We start from the raw sequence: 14,458 nt of genomic DNA, 5'->3' as shown, positions 1-14,458 counted from the left end.
CACAGGGAAGGGTTCGCCTTGCAGACGCCAGAACTATGGATCCGGGGCCTCGGTGTGTACCTCCCCGAGACCCGGGTGAGCGTGGAGACCGCCGTGGCCGAGGGACTCACCACGGCGGAGGAGGCGGCCGTCCACGACATGGCCGGCGCCGCCGTCGCGGGCGAGCTCCCCGCCCCGGAGATGGCGCTCCGCAGCGCCCGCGAGGCGTACGGCCAGGCGGGGGCCGACCCCGACGACACGCGCGTCCTCCTCTACACGGACATCTGGCACCAGGGCCCCGACGTCTGGTTCCCGCAGTACCACCTCCAGCACCACCTCGTCCGGGGCGACGTCATCGCGGGGGAGCTGCGCCAGGGGTGCAACGCCCTGTTCACCGCGATGGAGCTGACCGAGCCGCACCTGCGCGGCGCCCCGGAGAGCGCCACCGCCCTCCTCGTCGCGGCCGACAACTTCAGCACCCCGAACGTCGACAGGTGGCGCTCGGGGGCCTTCGTGATGGGAGACGGCGCCTGCGCGGTCCTCCTGGGGCGGGCCCCCGGCCTGGCCCGGGTGCTCTCGGTGGGCTCGATGGTCGTCCCCGAGCTGGAGGAGCTGCACCGGGCGGGGGAGCCCGAGTTCCCCCCGGCGGCCACGACCGGCACCGCACTGGACCTCCGCGCCCGGGGGCGCGCCCTCTCCGAGAAGGGCGAGGAGGACCCGGAGGTGGACCTCGCCTGGTTCACCCTCCAGCAGAAGATGATGCTGCTGGTCGGCCGCACCCTCGCGGAGGCCGGGGTGGGCTTCGGCGACATCGCCCGCGCCACCTTCAGCAACCTGGGCCCGGGAGCGGTGGAGCACCGCTGGATGGACGTCCTCAAGCTCCCCATGGAGAAGTCGACGTGGAGCCACGGCCGGACCATCGGCCACATCGGGGCCGCCGACCCCTTCATCGGGCTGCGCCACCTGCTGGACGAGGGCGGGGTCCGGCCCGGGGACCACGTGGTCCTGGGCGGACTGGGCTCGGGGGTCACGCTCTCCTGTGCCGTGGTGCGGATCGCCGACGCCCCGCCCGGCTCCTGAGACGGGGGAGGCGCCGGAGGCGGGCGGGCCCCGGAGCCCGCGTCCGGAGGACCGGCCGGCGGGCGGCCGCGTGAGGGGGACCGGGGGCCCGCCGGGCCCCCGGTCTCACCACGACCAGGCCTCGGGGGCGGGGCCGCCCTTGCCCACCGGGGGGAACAGGGCGTCGATCCGCTCGGCGGTCTCCGCGTCGATCCCCGTCTCCAGGGCCCGGATCGCGCCGTCGAGCTGGCCCAGGGTGCGCGGTCCGACGATGGTCGAGTTGACCCCCGGGCGCGAGAGCACCCACGCGATCGACAGCTCGGCCGGGTCGCGGCCCACGGAGTCGCAGAGGTCCTCGTAGGCGGCGATCGTGTCCCCGCGCTCGCGCAGCACCTCCATCGCCCGGCTCTTGGCCGTCTTGACGGCGGTGCCCTCGCGGAGCTTGCGGATGGCGCCGCCCAGCAGGCCGCCGTGCAGCGGCGACCAGGTCAGGATCCCGATGCCGTAGGACGCCGCCGCGGGCAGGACCTCCAGCTCCACGTGGCGCGTGACCAGGTTGTACGCGCACTGCTCCGAGACCAGGCCGAGGAAGTTGCGCCGGTTCGCGGCCTCCTGGGCGGAGGCCAGGTGCCAGCCCGCGAAGTTGGAGGAGCCCACGTAGCGCACCTTGCCCTGGTGGACGAGGATCTCCATCGCCTGCCAGACCTCCTCCCATGGCGCGTTGCGGTCCACGTGGTGCATCTGGAAGAGGTCGATCCAGTCCGTGCGCAGCCTGCGCAGCGACTCCTCGCACGAGGCGATGATGTGGCGGGCCGAGAGGCCGCGGTCGTTGGGCCAGTCGCTCATGGGGTTGAAGACCTTGGTCGCCACAATGGAACGGTCGCGGCGCCCCTCGCCCTTGTCGAACCATTCCCCGATGAGTTCCTCGGTCATTCCCTTGTGCACCTGCCACCCGTAGTGGTTGGCGGTGTCGAAGAAGTTGACGCCGTGTTCGAGCGCGCTGTCCATCATCGCGAAACTCTCGTCCCGCGGAGTGTTCACGCCGAAATTCAGCGTTCCCAGGCAGAGGCGGCTGACCTCCAGCGCGGTACGGCCAAGGCGTGTGTACTGCATTCTCTCCCCTGTTTCATGGTGTCTCGCAGAGAAAGCTGGACTCGGGGTCGAACGGAACTCGTGCGGGTGCGCCGGCCGCCGGATGCCGCCGTTATCGCTCCGGAAGGGTCCGGAAAGGGCCTCGTGGAGAAGACTTCCACGTCCGGGCGGACCCCGCGCCGCTATGCTCGCGATCCGGCGGCGCCCGGCGGCGGAGAGGCCGCCCCGGCGCCCGCGGACGAAGGGCACCGTACCCCGCGACACCCGCGCCCCGCCGTCCCCGGAGCCCCTGCTCCCGCCGCCGTGCCGCACCCCACCGCCCGCCCCTCCCGGAACCGGCCTTCCGGCGGTTCCGGCTCCTGTCCGGAGATGCCTCCTTGCGTGTACTGCTCGCCTCCTACGCGGAGAAGACGCACTTCATCGGCATGGTGTCCCTCGCTTGGGCACTGCGCGCCGCCGGACACGAGGTCCGCGTCGCCAGCCAGCCCGAACTGACGGGGTTCCTGGCCCGGGCGGGGCTGTCCGCGGTCGCGGTCGGACGCGACCACCTCCTGAAGAAGCACTTCGAGGTGGTGACCCAGTGGGGTGAGGGAGAGGCGCCGGGGCTGTTCGACGTCGGCGAGGCCTGGGACGACGACCTGCCGTGGGACGAGCTGCGGTGGGGCGCGCGCGACACGGCGGCCTGGTGGTGGCGGATGGTGAACGACCCGATGCTGGACGACCTGGTGTCGTTCTGCCGCGCGTGGAAGCCCGACCTGGTCGTGTGGGAGGCGACCACGTTCGCGGGGGCGATCGCGGCGGAGGCGTGCGGTGCGCCCCACGTGCGGTTCCTGTGGAGCCTGGACCTGTTCGCCGCCATGCGGGTGCAGTACCTGCGACGCATGGCCGAGCAGCCCGAGGCCGACCGCGACGACCCCGTCCGCGCCTGGCTGGAGAACCGCGCCGCGCGCTACGGGGTGGAGTTCTCCGAGGACCTCGTCCGGGGCCGGGCCACCCTGGACTACCTCCCCGACTCCCTGACCCTGTCCGCGCCCACCGGCGCCCGGCGCCTCCCCCTGCGCTACGTCCCCTACAACGGCAGGGCCGTGGTCCCCGACTGGCTGCGCACCCCGCCGACGCGGCCCCGCATCGCGCTGAGCGTGGGAAGCAGCACGACCGAGTGGTTCGGGGGGCACACGTTCTCGCTGGGCGAGGTCCTGCGGGGGCTGGGGGAGCTGGACGCGGAGATCGTCGCGACCCTGCCGCCGGAGGAGGAGGCCGGGCTCGGCCCGCTCCCCGACAACGTGCGGCTGGTGGGCTACGCGCCCCTGCACGTCCTGGCGCCGACCTGCGCGGCCATGATCACGCACTCCGGTCCCGGCACCCTGTGCTCGGGGCTGTCCCACGGGGTGCCCCAACTGCTCGTGCCCGGGCCCCGGCTGGACGCGCCCCTGCTGTCGCGGCTGGTGGAGCGCCAGGGGGCGGGGCTGGTGGTGCTGCCGGAGGACGCCGGGGCCGTGAGCCTGCGGGACACCGCGCGCCGCCTGGTCGAGGACCCCCGACACGCCGCGGCGGCGGCGCGGGTGCGCCGGGAGATGGACGCCATGCCCTCACCCGCCGAGACGGCGCGCGTCCTGGCCGACCTGGTGCGGGAGGGGGCCCTGGGCCCGGCCTGAGCGGGGCGCCGCCGGCGGTTCGGGGGAGCGCCGCCGCGCGCCGGAGGGGCCCCGGCCCCGCACGACCCGCGCGGGGCCCCGTGGCCCGGGGTCGCGCGGGGGGTCAGCGCCGGTGGGCGAGGCCGGTGAGGGTGTGGGCGAGGTCGGCGGGTGTGGGCATGGCGGCCATCTCCTCGCGCAGGGCGTCGGCGGCCCTGGTGTGGCGGGGGTCGTCCAGGAGTGCGCGTACCCCGGCGGCCACGGCGTCGGGGGTGACCCGGTCGGGGTCCAGGACGAGGGCGGCCCCCCGGTCCCGCACCCGGCCCGACAGCAGCACGGTGTCGAACATGTTGACGTTGGGGGCCATGAGCTGGGGGGTGCCGCTGGTGAGGGCGGTCAGGACGGTGCCGGGGCCGCCGTGGGTGACCATGGCGTCGCAGGTGGGGGCGAGTGCGTGCAGGGGGACGTACTCGGTCAGGCGGGTGTTGGCGGGGACGGGGCCCAGGGCGTCCTGCTCGTGGGCGGGCAGGGTCGCCACGACCTCCGCGTCCAGGTCGGCCAACCCCTCCAGCGCGTCCTTGGGCGAGAGCTGGTGCTCCCCGTACCACTCGGCCGCGCTGGTGCCGAGGGTGAGGGCGATGCGGGGGCGTTCGGGCGGGGTGCGCAGCCAGTGGGGGACCACGGCCCTGCCGTTGTAGGGGACGTAGCGCATCGGCAGGTAGGTGAGGTCCTCGGGGGTGGGGACCCTGAGGGAGGCGGGGACCTGCTCGACGGTGGCCTGTCCGTGGACCAGGGTCTCGGAGTACTCGACGCCGTGGCGGGCGGCGCGGGCGCCCAGCCAGTCGGCCAGGGGGTCCTCCCTCTCGGCCGCGGGCTGCTCGGCCATCCGGGCCAGGAAGCGGCGGCGGGTGCGGGCGAAGATGTCGGCGCCCCAGAGGTAGCGCACGTGGGCCGCCCCGCACGCCTGCGCCGCGATCGCGCCGGAGAAGGTGATGGGCTCCCAGACGACGAGGTCGGGCCTCCACTCCCGGCACAGCGCCACCAGGTCCTGCTCCATGGGGTCGTTCACCATCCGCCACCACCACGGGACCGTCAGGCGGTAGCCCTCCAACAGGTAGTCCCAGGTGAGGACCTCGTCCCGGTCCTCCGCCATGTCGAACTCGTCCTCCTCCCCGCCCGTCATCGCGTGGTACTGGCGCATGATCCGGCGCAGGAGGTGGTCCCGGCCGACCGGGACGAAGGGCAGACCCGTCGCCGCCACCGTCGGCCCCAGCGCGGGCTGGCTCGCCACCCGCACCTCGTGCCCCGCTGCCCGCAGCGCCCATGCCAGGGGCACCATCCCCAGGAAGTGGGTTCTCTCCGCCTGCGTCGCGATCAGCACGCGCACGGCCATCGCCTCCGTCCCTGTGTCGTCCGCCGGCCGCGGGAGCGGGCCGGGAGGCCCCCGGCGCCGCGGATCCGTCCCGGCCGCGGCGTATTCTTTCCTGCCGGCCGAACCAATCGGCACGCGACCGGGTTTGCCAAGAGTTGCTTCCGCGCGCATATCATTGCCCACCTGAACCGGCCGGGGCCTCATTTATCTTCGGCGCGGGAGATTGTAGGGAAGTCGTTCGCCCCGCCTCCGACGAGGACTCCCCCGGTGCTGCTCCGTGCGTCCCGCGCGCATGAAGTAGATTCCCAGGCACCGGCCGATCCGCCGGACAGGTGAATGGCCGGATACTGGACCGATCCTTTCTCGTCAAGATCCCTCGGGACCTGTTTTCCCTGTGCCGCCGGGGTGAGAGTCGAATGGAGCTCATATGCGTTTCCTGCTGGATCGGGAGGACATCACCGTCTCGGTCGTCGGCCTGGGATACGTGGGATCGTGCGTCGCCGTCAGCCTGGCCGACAACGGGGTGGACGTCGTCGGCGTCGACGTCGACGCCTCCCTGATCGAGGAGATGGAGGCGGGCCGCTGCCGCCTCAAGGAGCCGGGGCTGCCCGAACTGGTGGCCAAGGGCCGGGGGTCCGGCCGACTGCGCGTCACCACCGACTTCGCCGCGATCTCCGACACGGACGTGGTCGTGATCGCCGTCGGCACCCCGGTCCAGGAGGACGGCACGCTCGTCCGGACGCAGGTCGAGAACGCCGCGACCGAGATCGGGCTGCACCTGCGGGCCGGACAGGTCGTCATCTTCAAGAGCACGGTTCCCCCGGGCACGACCCGCGACCTCGTCGCACCGCTGCTGGAGGGAGGGGGCCTGACCTGCGGCGAGGACTTCGGGCTGGCCTTCTGCCCCGAACGCCTCTCCCAGGGCAGCGCGCTGGCCGAGATCCGTCGGCTCCCCGTGGTCGTCGGCGGCTGGGACGAGCGGTCCGGAGCCGCGGCCGAGCGGTTCTGGCGGGCCGGGCTCGGCGTCGAGACCGTCCCCTGCTCCTCCATCGAGGCCGCCGAGACGGTGAAACTCCTCAACAACTGGTGGATCGACCACAACATCGCCCTGGCCAACGAGCTCGCGCGCTACTGCGCGGCCATCGGGGTGGACGCCATGGAGGTCATCGCGGCGACCAACGAGGTGCCCAAGGGGAGGGGGAGCATCAACGTCCTCTCCCCGGGCGTCGGCGTCGGCGGCTCCTGCCTGACCAAGGACCCCTGGATGCTCTGGCGCTCCGCCCGGGAACGGGGGGTCGACCTCAGCACCGTGGTCACCGCGCGCGAGGCCAACGAGGCGATGCCCGGCTACGTCGCCGGGCTCATCGTGGACGGCCTCGCCGCCCTGGGCACCCCCGCCGACCGGTCGCGGGTGGCCGTGCTGGGGCTGTCCTTCAAGAACAACACCGGCGACCTGAGGTCGACCCCCACCCTGCCCGTGGTCTCCGCGCTCCGCGAGGCCGGGGCCGAGGTGGCGCTCTTCGACCCGCTCGCGGACCCCGACGAGATCCGCAAGGAGTTCGGCGTGGAGCCCTCGTCCGGAGTGGAAGTGGCGGCGTCCGGTGCCGACTGCCTCGCGGTTCTCGCGTGGCACGATGAGTTCGCCGAACTGGACATGGCCGCGCTCCGCGCGCTCACCGCCCCGGGATGCCTGTTCCTGGACGGCCGGGCCCACTTCGACGAGCAGACCGTCGAGTCCCTCACGGGGCTCGGATTCACCTACCGAGGGATAGGACGGTAGACGCCGTGGCGCGTGCCGTAGTGACCGGGGGAAACGGCTTCGTCGGAAGCCACCTCGTCGACCGCCTCCTGCGCAGGGGGGACGAGGTCGTCGTCTTCGACTCGAAGGGGGCGCGGCCCCGACCCGCGCCCTCCTGGACCGAGGTCGAGTACGTCCGGGGCAGCGTCAGCTCCGCGGACCAGCTCTCCGAGGCCATCACGAGCGGGGTGGACGTGGTGTACCACCTCGCCGCCGTCGTGGGGGTGGACCGCTACCTGGAATCCCCCCTCGACGTCATCGACGTCAACTTCACGGGGACCCGCAACGTGCTCGACCAGGCCCAGCGGGTCGGGGCCAAGGTGGTCTTCGCCAGCACCAGCGAGGTGTTCGGCAAGAACCCGGACGTCCCCTGGAAGGAGGACGCCGACCGGATCCTCGGGACGACGTCGGCCAACCGGTGGAGCTACTCCTCCAGCAAGGCGCTGGCCGAGCACCTGACGTTCGGCTACATGCGGGAGCGGGGCCTCAACGCCTCCATCGTCCGCTACTTCAACCTCTACGGGCCGCGCCAGCGCCCGGCCTTCCTCATCAGCCGCAGTGTCCACCGGGCGCTGCGCGGGGAGCCCCCCGTCATCTACGACGAGGGCAGCCAGACCCGGAGCTTCACCTACATCGACGACGCCGTCGACGCCACCATCGAGATCGGCACCCGGCCCGAGGCGGACGGGGAGTGCTTCAACGTCGGCAGCTCGGACGAGGTCACGATCCGCGAGGCGGTCGACCTCGTCGTGGAGCTCACCGGGGGGCGGGTCGGCCTCACGTCGATCGACACCCGGGACAGGTTCGGCGACTCCTACCAGGACCTCGACCGGCGCATCCCCGACGCCGGGAAGATCCTCTCCCTCCTGGGGTGGAAGAGCACCACCTCCCTGCGGGAGGGGGTGGCCCGCACCATCGGGTGGGCCGAGGAGAACCCGTGGTGGCTCGAGCAGCAGGAGAACACCACGGACTGACCCCCGCCCGTCGGGCGGCCGACCACCGGCCGCCCGACGATCCCGGGCCGCCGACCCCCGGCGCGCCCGTCCCACGACGCCCGCGAGGAGTTCAGGTTGGTCCCCACCACCACGTGCCGTGTCTGCCGAGGAACGGTCACCGAGTTCATGGACTTCGGCCGCCAGCCGCTGTCGGACGCCTTCCGCGAGCCCGACGACACCGGCGAGGAGTTCTTCTACCGCCTGGCCGTCGGCGCCTGTCCGGACTGTCAGATGGTGCAGTTGATGGAGGAGGTGCCCAGGGAGCGCATGTTCCACGAGGGGTACCCCTACTACTCCTCGGGCTCCACCGTCATGCGCGCCCACTTCGAGGCCACCGCGGAGAAGCTGCTCGCCGAGCACCTGACCGGGCCCGACCCCTTCGTGGTCGAGCTGGGCTGCAACGACGGCGTCATGCTGGAGACCGTGGCCCGGGCCGGGGTGCGCCACCTCGGGATGGAGCCGTCCGGAGCCGTCTCGGAGGTCGCCCGCTCCAAGGGCGTCCGCGTGCGCAACGCGTTCTTCGAGAAGGAGACCGCGCTGCGCGTCCGCGAGGAGGACGGCCCCGCCGACGTCGTCTACGCCGCCAACACGTTCTGCCACATCCCGTACGTGGACTCGGTCCTGGAGGGGATCGGGGAGCTGCTGGCACCCGACGGGGTGTTCGTCTTCGAGGACCCCTACTTCGGCGACGTCAGCGCGAAGGCGTCCTTCGACCAGTTCTACGACGAGCACTTCTTCCTGTTCACCGCCACCTCCGTGCGCAACATGGCCCGGCGGTTCGGGCTGGACCTGGTCGACGTCGAGCGCCTGCCCACCCACGGCGGGGAGCTGCGCTACACGCTGGCCAAGGAGGGCGCCCGCACCCCCTCGCGGGCCGTGTCCGCGATCCTGGCCGAGGAGGAGGAGCGGGACCTGACCTCGCCGGAGGCGCTGCGCTCCTTCGGCGACCGGGTCAGGGGGAACTGCGAGAGCCTGACGAAGGAGCTGCGCTCCCTCCGCGACCAGGGCAAGCGCGTGGTGGGCTACGGCGCCACCGCCAAGAGCGCGACGGTGCTCAACTTCTGCGGGATCGACGCCGAACTCCTGGAGTTCGTCTGCGACACGACGCCCGCCAAGCAGGGGCGCCTCACCCCCGGCTCCGGCGTCAGGGTCCTCGGACACGAGGCGTTCACGGCCTCCTACCCCGACTACGCGCTCCTCCTGGCGTGGAACCACGCCGAGGAGATCATGGCCAAGGAGGTCGGCTTCCGCGAGGCCGGGGGCCGCTGGATCCAGTACGTCCCGGACGTCAGGATCGAGTGAGGGCCGGCCCAGCGCCCTCTCCCGCCGCGCCGGCCAGGTCCCGGGCGACGTCGGCGGGGGAGGGCATGGCGGCCATCTCCTCGCGCAGCAGCCCCGCCGCCCTCGCGTGGGCGGGATCGCCGAGCAGGCGCAGCACACTCCCACGGACCGTGTCCGGAGAGACCCGTGCCGGGTCCACGACCACCCCCGCCCCCTGCGCGGCCATCAGTGAGGCCAGGAGCGGCTCGTCGTACATGTGGTGCGGTACCGCGGCCTGGGGCACCCCGTGGGCCAGGCCCGACAGGACCGTGCCCGCGCCGCCGTGGGTGATCATGGCGTCGCAGGCGGGGGCGAGGGCGTGCAGGGGGACGTACTCGACCAGGCGCGCGTTGGGCGGCACGGCGCCGAGTTTGGCCTGCTCCGGCGCCGACAGCGTGGCGACGACCTCCACGTCCAGGTCGGCCAGCCCCTCCAGGAGGGTACCCACGTCCACGGTGTGGCCGCCCAGGCGCCGTGTGGCCGTGATGCCGAGGCTGAGCGCGATGCGGGGGCGTTCGGGCGGGGTGCGCAGCCAGTCGGGGACCACGGCCCTGCCGTTGTAGGGGACGTAGCGCAGGGGGAGGCGCCGGGCGCCGGTGGGGACGGGGACGCCCAGGGAGTCGGGGACGGGGTCGAGGGTGGCCCGGCCCCGGACGAGGTCCTCGGAGAACTCCACCCCGTAGCGCGCGGCGCGGTTCTCCAGCCATGCGCGGAGGGGGTCGTCGCGGCCGGCCCCGGGCTGCTCGGCCATGCGCTCCAGGTACTGCACCCGCATGGCGGCGAGCAGGTCCAGGCTCCACAGGAACCGCACGTGGGGCGCACCGCACGCCTGCGCCGCGATCGCCCCGGCGAAGGTCAGGGGTTCCCAGACGACCAGGTCGGGCTTCCACGCGCGGCAGAACGACACCAGGTCGTCCAGCATCGGGTCGTTGACGACCTTCCACCACAGAGGGATGAGCACGTCGCGGTACCCCGCCCGGAGCGCCTCCCACGACGGCGGCTCCGCGGCGGCCACGCCCATCATGTCGAAGTCCGGCCGCATGTCCTCCCCCATCCGCCCCACCCAGCTGATGACCTGGGGGAGCAGGTGGTCCGTGCCCACGCGGACGAAGGGCAGGCCCGTCGCCGCCACGGTGGGGGCCAGTTCGGGCTGGCTGGCGACGCGCACCTCGTGCCCGGCCGCGCGCAGAGCCCACGCGAGGGGCACCATTCCGATGAAGTGAGCCTTCTCGGAGAACGTTGTGAACAAGATACGCATCGGCAATCCTCGCTGTTCTCGGGAAGGGTAGGGGAATCTAATCCGGGTGGCTATTTTTGCCGAGGGCGCGTGTCCGCTTCCCTTGCAATGCCTTATGAGTCGGCGGTCCGGCGGCGAATCGGCGGGAGAAGTTTCGGCCAAAGAAAAGGAATCTGGTCCCACTTGCGTGACGCACCGTGAACAAATTATTGCTCAAGGTGTCTATTATTTGGGGGTTGCTGCTCGCTTGTCTATCTCATACGCTGTGTCCGCGGCCATGCTGGTGGATGTATCAGCGGCGGTGTGCAGGGTTGTTTCAAGCATGAATTCAACCGAGGGGGTACTCAGGTTCAGGCCTTGTTGTCGACCGCTTTGGTCTGTTTCAGGGTAACGCAAACGCGCTGCGCCCGCTGAGTTCCCTGTCGAGGGGTCGGTGTATCCGTGCCGACAGCTCTCCATTTCATGCGTGCTTTCTGCAATCCTGTTTTCGCCGCTTCTACGAGCTTTTGCCTCCGCGGTTCGAAAATCCCCCGCAGTGAGCCCTCTTACCGATGTCAGCCCAATTTTCCCTACGGGAGAATGAACCTGATCCGAGCGTTGATTTCTCTTGCCGAGCGGGAGGGTCGATGAGGGGACCACATGGAAACTATGACGAATCCGGTTCACACGAACGGAAGGACGAAGTCCCGGGGCGGGGTCGAGCACCGGCCCGCCGTGGACCTCGCCGGCCGGAGGACGGGGAGCAGGAACCCGACCCGGCGCACGAGCCTCCACCTTCCCGACGGCATGGCCATGAGCGACTGGGAGCGCTGGGGACAGCACATCTTCGTCATCTCCGACGCCTCTGCCTGGTGGCTGGGGGACTGGTTGATCTACGGCCAGGAGAACTACCCCCACAGGTACAAGCGGGCCATAGAGAACACCTCCCTGGACTACCAGACCCTGCGCAACTACGCGTGGGTCGCCCGGAAGTTCATCCCCGGCCGCCGACGGGAGAAGCTGAGCTTCCAGCACCACGCAGAGGTGTGCGGGCTGCCCGAGGGCGAACAGGAGAAGTGGCTCTCCGAGGCGGAGGCCGGCCGCTGGTCCCGGAACGAACTCCGCCGCCGGATCAAGCTCCACGCCCGGGGCGAGGACGCGGTGCCGGAGACGATGTATGTTCAGGTGGCCATTAATCCCGAACGCCGTAAACAATGGCAGGAAGCAGCGGAGAGCTCGGGTATGAGCCTTCCGGAGTGGGCTTCGGCGACGTTGGACATGGCGGCCAAGAAAATGGTCGAGGTCGGTTGATCCGGGAGCTCTGAACCCGCTCCCCCTCTGCTATGTATGTTACCTCGCCCCGGTCGGAGACCCCTCTCCCCACCGCACCTGCCGGCGGATTGCCCGCCGTACGCGCGGGGCGACACCTTATGCCCACGACCCGGGTGCCCGGTTCTTTCGGCCGTGGAAGACCTGAAAACGGAGGAACACATGACGACCTATGTCTGGGGATACCTGGAGGAGTACGAGAAGGAGAGAGAGGACATCCTCGACGCGGTGGACACCGTGTTCAAGTCGGGGAAGCTCATCTGGGGCCCCTCCCTCGTCGCCTTCGAGCAGGAGTTCGCCGAGTACCACGGGGTCGCGCACTGCGCCGGCGTCGACAACGGCACCAACGCGATCGTCCTCGGCCTGCGCGCCCTCGGGGTGGGCGCGGGCGACGAGGTGATCACGGTGTCGAACACGGCGGCCCCCACGGTCCTGGCCGTCGACCTGGTGGGCGCCAAGCCCGTCTTCGTCGACATCGACCCGGACACCTACCTGATGCGGACCGACCAGGTCGCCGCCGCCATCACCGAGCGCACCCGCTGCATCCTGCCGGTCCACCTCTACGGCCAGTGTGTGGACATGGCCCCGCTGGAGGCCCTCGCCGCCGAGCACGGGCTCGTCGTGCTGGAGGACTGCGCCCAGGCGCACGGCGCCACCCACCACGGGCGGGTCGCCGGATCCATGGGCCACGCCGCCGCGTTCTCCTTCTACCCCACGAAGATCCTGGGGGCCTACGGCCACGCGGGCGCCACCATCACCTCCGACCCCGAGGTCGACGCCAGTCTGCGGCGCCTGCGCTACTACGGCATGGACCAGGAGCGCTACTACGTCGTCACCCCCAACGGCCAGAACAGCAGGCTGGACGAGGTGCACGCCGAGATCCTGCGCCGCAAGCTCGGCCGACTGGACGAGTACGTCGCGGGCCGCAGGGAGGTCGCGCGGATCTACGACGAGGCGCTCGCCGACACGGACCTGGTCCTGCCCGCGACCGCGCCCGGCAACGAGCACGCCTACTACCTCTACGTGGTCCGCCACCCCGAGCGCGACCGGATCATCGAGGAGATGAAGGCGCACGACATCGCCCTCAACATCAGCTACCCCTGGCCCGTCCACACGATGTCCGGCTTCTCCCACCTCGGCTACGAGAAGGGCAGCCTGCCGGTGACCGAGCAGCTGGCCGGCGAGATCTTCTCGCTGCCGATGTACCCCTCCCTGCCGCGCGAGGAGCAGCAGCGGATCATCGAGGCGCTGACCAAGACCCTGGCCAGGCTGTGACCCACGCGGCCGGCGAGGTCCGGTTCCCGCTCCCGGCGTCGGACCCGGAAGCGCCCCTGGAGTCCGACGCCGAGCTGGCCCGGTGGTGGGAGAGCAGGCCGCGGCACCGGATGCTCTCCGTCGGGCGGGTCGGCTTCGACCGCGGCGGCCCCTGGTCCTTCGCCGAGGGGACGGGCGACCTCGTCCACGCCAGCGGGGGCTTCTTCTCCGTCCGGGGCCTGCGGGCCTCCGCCGGGGGGACCTCCTTCCACCAGCCGGTCATCGACCAGCCGGAGATCGGCATCCTGGGCATCCTCGTCAAGGAGTTCGACGGGGTGCCCCACTTCCTGATGCAGGCCAAGTTCGAGCCCGGCAACGTCAACCTCCGCCAGATCTCCCCCACCGTGCAGGCCACGCGCAGCAACTACACGGGGGTTCACGGCGGCCGTCCCACCCCCTACGTGGAGTACTTCCGCGCCCCGCGCGGCGGGCGGGTGCTCGTGGACGTCCTCCAGTCCGAGCAGGGCGAGTGGTTCTGGCGCAAGCACAACCGGAACATCATCGTCCAGGTGGACGAGGACGTCCCCGAGCACGAGGACTACCGGTGGTTCACGCTGCGCCAGATCCAGGACGCGCTGCGCCGGGACAACCTGGTCAACATGGACGCCCGGACCGTGCTGTCCTGCCTCCCCGTGACCCGGGACGGACAGCCGGAACCGGACGACCGCTTCGGCCGGGCGCTCCGGCGCTCCTACGGTGAGGAGTCCCGGCACACGACGACCGCGGTCGTCAGCTGGTTCACCGAGGAGAAGACGGTCGTCGACTACCGGTCGCAGATCCTGCCGCTCTCCGGCGCCGAGGGCTGGCGCCGGACCGGCGACGAGATCACCGCCGGCGACGGCGCCGGTTTCAGGATCATCATGGTCTCCGTCGAGGCCCGCATCCGCGAGGTCTCCTCCTGGGTCCAACCCCTGCTGGCGCCGACCCGGAACGGGTTCGCCGCCTTCCTGGTGCGCGAGATCGACGGTGTCCTCCACGTCCTGGTCCGCGCCCGCGCCGAACCCGGCACCCTCGACCGGGTGGAGATCACGCCCACCGTGCAGTACTCGGCCTCCGCCGCGGCGCTCGGGCGCCCCGAGCCCTTCGCGGACGAGACGGTCTCGCCGCCGGCCCACCGGGTGCGCTACGACGCGCTGCTCTCGGAGGAGGGGGGCCGCTTCCACCACGCCCAGACCAGGTACCGCATCGTCGAGGCGGACCCCGGCCTGCCCGTCGAGGTGCCGCCGGACTTCCTGTGGGTGACCGCCTCCCAGCTCATGCGGCTGGTGCGGCACAGCCACTACCTCAACATCGAGGCGAGAACCCTCCTGGTCTGCCTGCACTCCCTGACCTGAGCCGCGGGCGGCGGCG

The 14,458-nt window shown here is 71.5% G+C and carries 11 protein-coding genes; 8 read left to right on the top strand and 3 right to left on the bottom strand.

What is annotated here, in order from left to right:
* The first annotated feature begins 18 nt into the window (after positions 1 to 18).
* Complete coding sequence (locus ACQPYD_RS31755; protein WP_433699037.1) at positions 19 to 1,059, top strand: ketoacyl-ACP synthase III family protein; 1,041 nt, start codon at positions 19 to 21, stop codon at positions 1,057 to 1,059.
* A gap of 105 nt (positions 1,060 to 1,164) precedes the next feature.
* Here the strand turns inward: ACQPYD_RS31755 and ACQPYD_RS31750 are convergent, their stop codons facing one another.
* Positions 1,165 to 2,151, bottom strand: coding sequence for an aldo/keto reductase (locus ACQPYD_RS31750; protein WP_267947217.1), 987 nt, complete (start codon positions 2,149 to 2,151; stop codon positions 1,165 to 1,167).
* Between the two features lie 356 nt (positions 2,152 to 2,507).
* Here ACQPYD_RS31750 and ACQPYD_RS31745 point away from each other — a divergent pair, with 356 nt between their 5' ends.
* The gene (locus tag ACQPYD_RS31745) at positions 2,508 to 3,785 is read left to right on the top strand and encodes an activator-dependent family glycosyltransferase (protein WP_433699036.1); all 1,278 of its coding nucleotides are present in this window, start codon (positions 2,508 to 2,510) and stop codon (positions 3,783 to 3,785) included.
* A gap of 103 nt (positions 3,786 to 3,888) precedes the next feature.
* Here the strand turns inward: ACQPYD_RS31745 and ACQPYD_RS31740 are convergent, their stop codons facing one another.
* Positions 3,889 to 5,151: an activator-dependent family glycosyltransferase gene (locus ACQPYD_RS31740; protein ID WP_433702194.1), complete on the bottom strand. Its 1,263-nt coding sequence runs from the start codon at positions 5,149 to 5,151 to the stop codon at positions 3,889 to 3,891.
* Between the two features lie 412 nt (positions 5,152 to 5,563).
* Between ACQPYD_RS31740 and ACQPYD_RS31735 the strand changes: the two genes are divergently transcribed.
* From ACQPYD_RS31735 to ACQPYD_RS31725, 3 genes are all read left to right on the top strand, one after another.
* Complete coding sequence (locus tag ACQPYD_RS31735) at positions 5,564 to 6,916, top strand: nucleotide sugar dehydrogenase (RefSeq protein ID WP_433699035.1); 1,353 nt, start codon at positions 5,564 to 5,566, stop codon at positions 6,914 to 6,916.
* A 5-nt stretch (positions 6,917 to 6,921) separates the two neighbouring features.
* The gene (locus tag ACQPYD_RS31730) at positions 6,922 to 7,908 is read left to right on the top strand and encodes an NAD-dependent epimerase/dehydratase family protein (protein ID WP_433699034.1); all 987 of its coding nucleotides are present in this window, start codon (positions 6,922 to 6,924) and stop codon (positions 7,906 to 7,908) included.
* Positions 7,909 to 8,055: 147 nt separating this feature from the next.
* Positions 8,056 to 9,231: a methyltransferase domain-containing protein gene (locus ACQPYD_RS31725; RefSeq protein ID WP_433702193.1), complete on the top strand. Its 1,176-nt coding sequence runs from the start codon at positions 8,056 to 8,058 to the stop codon at positions 9,229 to 9,231.
* Here the strand turns inward: ACQPYD_RS31725 and ACQPYD_RS31720 are convergent.
* Positions 9,218 to 10,507 (bottom strand): activator-dependent family glycosyltransferase, encoded by a 1,290-nt coding sequence (locus tag ACQPYD_RS31720; protein ID WP_433699033.1) that lies wholly within the window; start codon positions 10,505 to 10,507, stop codon positions 9,218 to 9,220. The two genes, ACQPYD_RS31725 and ACQPYD_RS31720, sit on opposite strands and share 14 nt — an antisense overlap.
* A 627-nt stretch (positions 10,508 to 11,134) precedes the next feature.
* Between ACQPYD_RS31720 and ACQPYD_RS31715 the strand changes: the two genes are divergently transcribed.
* The 3 genes from ACQPYD_RS31715 (at position 11,135) to ACQPYD_RS31705 (ending at position 14,442) form a co-directional block, all read left to right on the top strand.
* Positions 11,135 to 11,776, top strand: a complete 642-nt coding sequence (locus ACQPYD_RS31715) for an LmbU family transcriptional regulator (RefSeq protein ID WP_433699032.1) — start codon at positions 11,135 to 11,137, stop codon at positions 11,774 to 11,776.
* A gap of 180 nt (positions 11,777 to 11,956) precedes the next feature.
* On the top strand, positions 11,957 to 13,069 hold the full coding sequence (locus tag ACQPYD_RS31710) for a DegT/DnrJ/EryC1/StrS family aminotransferase (RefSeq protein WP_433699031.1): 1,113 nt from the start codon (positions 11,957 to 11,959) through the stop codon (positions 13,067 to 13,069).
* Positions 13,066 to 14,442 (top strand): NDP-hexose 2,3-dehydratase family protein, encoded by a 1,377-nt coding sequence (locus ACQPYD_RS31705; RefSeq protein ID WP_433699030.1) that lies wholly within the window; start codon positions 13,066 to 13,068, stop codon positions 14,440 to 14,442. Before ACQPYD_RS31710 ends, ACQPYD_RS31705 begins: the two co-directional genes overlap by 4 nt.
* Positions 14,443 to 14,458: the final 16 nt, after the last annotated feature.

Origin of the sequence: Nocardiopsis sp. CA-288880, from assembly GCF_050955985.1 — a bacterium.
Lineage (GTDB): Bacteria > Actinomycetota > Actinomycetes > Streptosporangiales > Streptosporangiaceae > Nocardiopsis > Nocardiopsis tropica.
This window is presented reverse-complemented; position numbering and strand designations above follow the sequence as displayed.